Genomic DNA, 3,887 nt, shown 5'->3' on the forward strand with positions numbered 1-3,887 from the left:
GCATCAACGGTACCATACTCACCTGTAGACAGGATGTTGGTATAGTACGGCAGCATGAGGAATACCAGTACCTTGGAGGAAAATGTGCCGATGGCAAAAATCAGGGTATTTCCCATCAGCTTTTTGTATCTGTTTTGTGCCATAGAATACTTCCTTATTTGTGATTAGAATAATTTGATTATATCACTGAACCCTGCCTGTTGCAACCAGTTCATACAAGCTACACAAAAACGCAAAAAAAGAGATTGTTCCGATAGCATGCGCTCGAAACAATCTCCTTTCGGATTCATTGATTATCGATCAATTAAACCAGCTCGATAATAGCCATCTCAGCTGCATCGCCGCGGCGCGGGCCGATCTTTACGATGCGAGTGTAGCCGCCGTTGCGGTCAGCGTACTTCTCTGCCAGCTCGCCGAATACCTTAGCTTCTACTTCCTTCTTGGTGATGAAAGCAGCTGCCTGACGGCGGGTTGCGAGGGTGTTCTTCTTACCGAGTGTGATCATCTTCTCTGCGAGAGGACGAACTTCTCTGGCTCTTGCAACAGTGGTCTCAATTCTGCCGTTTTCCAGCAGGAAGGTTACCATTGCTCTGAGCATTGCCATTCTATGGTCAGTGGTTCTGCCGAGTTTACGGTTTCCAGCCATGAGAAAATTACCTCCTTTGGTACAGGTCTATCTATCCTGGCGGAGCCCCCGGCAAAAGAGCCGGGTTCCGCGATATGGTTGGGGTTGATTAGTCTTCATTCTTGGCAAGGGAAAGACCCATTGCCTCCAACTTGTAAATAACTTCTTCCAGAGACTTCTTGCCGAGGTTACGAACCTTCATCATGTCGTCTTCAGAAGTGTTGATGAGGTCTTCTACCGTGTTGATACCGGCACGCTTGAGGCAGTTGAAAGAGCGAACGGACAGATCCAGTTCCTCAATCGTCATCTCAAGAACCTTATCATGCTGTGTCTCAGCCTTCTCAACAACAGTGGAATGAGAACCGATTTCCTCAGAGAGGTCAACAAACAGGGACAGATGGTCAGTCAGAACCTTTGCGCCCAGCGATACAGCGTCCTTAGCTGTGATCGTGCGGTCGGTCCACACTTCCAGAGTCAGCTTGTCGTAATCGGTCATATTGCCGACACGAGTATTTTCAACTGTGTAGTTTACCTTATAGACAGGCGTGTAGATCGAGTCTACCGGAATCACGCCGATTGCAGTCTGATACTGCTTGTTGCGCTCTGCGGAAACATAGCCGCGACCGTTGGTCAGGGTGATTTCCATGGACAGATGCGCGTCGCTCATCAGGGTTGCAATGTGCAGTTCCGGATTGAGGATCTCTACCTCGCCGTCGGTGTGAATATCACCAGCGGTTACAGTGCCTTCTCCACTTGCCTCAATGTAAACGGTCTTCGGTCCATCGCAGTACAGCTTCGCAATGATGCCCTTTACGTTGAGCACGATCTCTGTTACGTCTTCCTTGACACCAGGAATGGTAGAGAACTCATGCTGCACACCATTGATCTTGATGCTACTTGCAGCCGTGCCCGGCAGGCTCGACAGCAGAATGCGGCGAAGAGAGTTTCCGAGGGTGGTTCCGTATCCGCGCTCCAGCGGCTCTACGACGAACTTGCCGTAGGAACCATCTTCTGCAAGGTTTTCGCAGTCTATACGGGGCTTTTCAATTTCGATCATTTAAATGATACCCTCCTTATCAGTCGGCGAAATAATAAAACAAACAAATGAGGGCAAATCTTACTTGGAGTACAACTCGACGATGAGGTGCTCAGCAACTTCGTAGTCGATGTCATCGCGCTGCGGCATTGCGATTACCTTGCCTTCAAAGCTGTCCTTTTCCTTCTCCAGCCACTTCGGAGTAGCAGTAGCGCCCAGCTCTTCAACCAGAGCCTTGAACTTAGCGCTGGAGCGGCTCTTCTCACGAACAGCGATTACATCGCCCGGCTTTACGCGGTAAGATGCAATATCAACCTTCTGGCCGTTTACGGTGAAATGGCCATGGGAGGTCAGCTGACGAGCCTCACGACGGGTCTTAGCGAAGCCAAGACGGAATACAACGTTGTCCAGACGGGTCTCCAGGAGGATCAGCAGGTTCTCACCAGCCTTGCCTTCCATCTTTTCAGCCTTCTTGTAGTATGTTCTGAACTGCTTCTCCAGAACGCCATAGATAAACTTGACCTTCTGCTTCTCAGTCAGCTGCATAGCGTACTCAGACTGCTTTCTTCTGGACTGCTTCGGGTTTCTATTGGTTTCCTTGTTAACGCCCAGAACTGCCGGAGAAATACCCAGAGTCTTGCAGCGCTTCAGAATCGGCTGTGTGTTCTTTGCCATAAGTCTGTATCCTCCTTAAACTCTTCTTCTCTTCGGCGGACGGCAACCATTGTGCGGGATCGGGGTAACGTCCTTGATCATGGTTACTTCCAGGCCGGTAGCCTGCAGTGCGCGGATAGCAGCCTCACGGCCGGAACCCGGGCCCTTTACGTAGACTTCAACAGTCTTCAGGCCGTGCTCCATAGCAGCCTTTGCAGCGGTCTCTGCAGCAGTCTGTGCAGCGAACGGAGTAGACTTACGGGAGCCACGGAAACCCATCTCACCAGCGGATGCCCAAGAAATAGCATTACCGTTCAGGTCGCTGATGGTTACGATGGTATTGTTAAAGGAGGAACGGATATGAGCCGCACCCTTTTCGATGTTCTTGCTTACGCGGCGCTTACGAGAAACGGCGCCCTTCTTCTGTGCCTTAGCCATTTTTCAGTACGCCTCCTTACTTCTTCTTGTTCGCAATGGTCTTCTTCGGGCCCTTGCGAGTACGAGCGTTGGTCTTGGTACGCTGACCGCGAACCGGCAGGCCTCTTCTATGGCGAACGCCACGATAGGAGCCGATTTCTACCAGGCGCTTGATGTTCAGCGCAACTTCACGGCGCAGGTCGCCTTCTACAGTATAATCATGGATCACTTCACGCAGCTTGATCTCTTCTGCTTCAGTCAGATCCTTAACACGAGTATCCGGATTGATACCCGCCTTCTTCAAAATCTCATTGGACAGCTTCCGTCCGATGCCGTAGACATAGGTCAGACCAATTTCTACGCGCTTTTCTCTCGGAAGGTCTACACCGGCAATTCTTGCCATTTATTAACGCACCTCCTGTGTGGTTCAGTGGGGAATCAGCCCTGCTTCTGCTTGTGCTTCGGGTTCGTGCAGATTACCATGACACGACCCTTGCGACGAATGATCTTGCACTTCTCGCAAATCGGTTTTACAGACGGTCTTACTTTCATTGAAATAACCTCCATAAGGTTGTGTCGAACCGGAATGGCAGCCTGTAATGCCTCATTCCGGGGTGTGAATCTGGATTACTTGGATCTCCAGGTGATTCTGCCCTTGGTCAGGTCATACGGGGAGACCTGTACCGTTACTTTATCGCCGGGCAGGATGCGAATATAGTTCATTCTAAGCTTACCGGAGATGTGAGCCTGAATGACCGGCTTCGCCGGATTGTTCAGTTCTACCTTAAAGGTAGCGTTTGGCAGCGCCTCTATGACGGTACCTTCCAGTTCAATCAAGTCCTCTTTTGGCATCTTAATTTCCTCCAATTGTCAGAAAGTCTACGGCCCTGCATGTTTGCCAGGCCCCCGCTCTGATGGAGCAGCGCAGCATCGCTCCTCCGCAGCCGCAGCGGGATAAAATCAAATCATGGGGTTTGCGTGTAGAATCCCCGCTCTCACCAATTTTCTCCGTCAGTAGGGAAGGTCAGAATGACCGGATCTCCCTCGGTGATTGCGATAGAATTCTCGTAGTGCGCAGACAGCTTGCCGTCTGCCGTCTTGACGGTCCAACCGTCCGGCAGGACATTTACTGCATACGTTCCTACATTTACCATA

7 protein-coding genes and 1 pseudogene are annotated in these 3,887 nt (G+C 50.8%); all 8 read right to left on the reverse strand.

The window, feature by feature from the left end:
- Positions 1 to 304: 304 nt before the first annotated feature.
- Positions 305 to 646, reverse strand: coding sequence for a 50S ribosomal protein L17 (rplQ, locus tag ACR0P9_RS08750; RefSeq protein WP_216469585.1), 342 nt, complete (start codon positions 644 to 646; stop codon positions 305 to 307).
- Positions 647 to 734: 88 nt separating this feature from the next.
- Complete coding sequence (locus tag ACR0P9_RS08755; RefSeq protein WP_216469586.1) at positions 735 to 1,682, reverse strand: DNA-directed RNA polymerase subunit alpha; 948 nt, start codon at positions 1,680 to 1,682, stop codon at positions 735 to 737.
- Between the two features lie 60 nt (positions 1,683 to 1,742).
- Positions 1,743 to 2,336 (reverse strand): 30S ribosomal protein S4, encoded by a 594-nt coding sequence (gene rpsD, locus ACR0P9_RS08760; protein WP_432619280.1) that lies wholly within the window; start codon positions 2,334 to 2,336, stop codon positions 1,743 to 1,745.
- A gap of 15 nt (positions 2,337 to 2,351) precedes the next feature.
- Positions 2,352 to 2,753: a 30S ribosomal protein S11 gene (rpsK, locus tag ACR0P9_RS08765; protein WP_087022487.1), complete on the reverse strand. Its 402-nt coding sequence runs from the start codon at positions 2,751 to 2,753 to the stop codon at positions 2,352 to 2,354.
- A gap of 16 nt (positions 2,754 to 2,769) precedes the next feature.
- Positions 2,770 to 3,135: a 30S ribosomal protein S13 gene (gene rpsM / locus ACR0P9_RS08770; protein ID WP_216469588.1), complete on the reverse strand. Its 366-nt coding sequence runs from the start codon at positions 3,133 to 3,135 to the stop codon at positions 2,770 to 2,772.
- A gap of 35 nt (positions 3,136 to 3,170) precedes the next feature.
- Complete coding sequence (gene rpmJ / locus ACR0P9_RS08775) at positions 3,171 to 3,284, reverse strand: 50S ribosomal protein L36 (RefSeq protein ID WP_087022493.1); 114 nt, start codon at positions 3,282 to 3,284, stop codon at positions 3,171 to 3,173.
- Between the two features lie 75 nt (positions 3,285 to 3,359).
- Complete coding sequence (infA, locus tag ACR0P9_RS08780; protein ID WP_087022496.1) at positions 3,360 to 3,584, reverse strand: translation initiation factor IF-1; 225 nt, start codon at positions 3,582 to 3,584, stop codon at positions 3,360 to 3,362.
- A 143-nt stretch (positions 3,585 to 3,727) separates the two neighbouring features.
- Positions 3,728 to 3,887 (reverse strand): annotated as a pseudogene (locus tag ACR0P9_RS08785) (type I methionyl aminopeptidase); the annotation flags it as partial.

The sequence above is a fragment of the Butyricicoccus sp. genome, from assembly GCF_050872565.1.
GTDB lineage: Bacteria > Bacillota > Clostridia > Oscillospirales > Butyricicoccaceae > Butyricicoccus_A.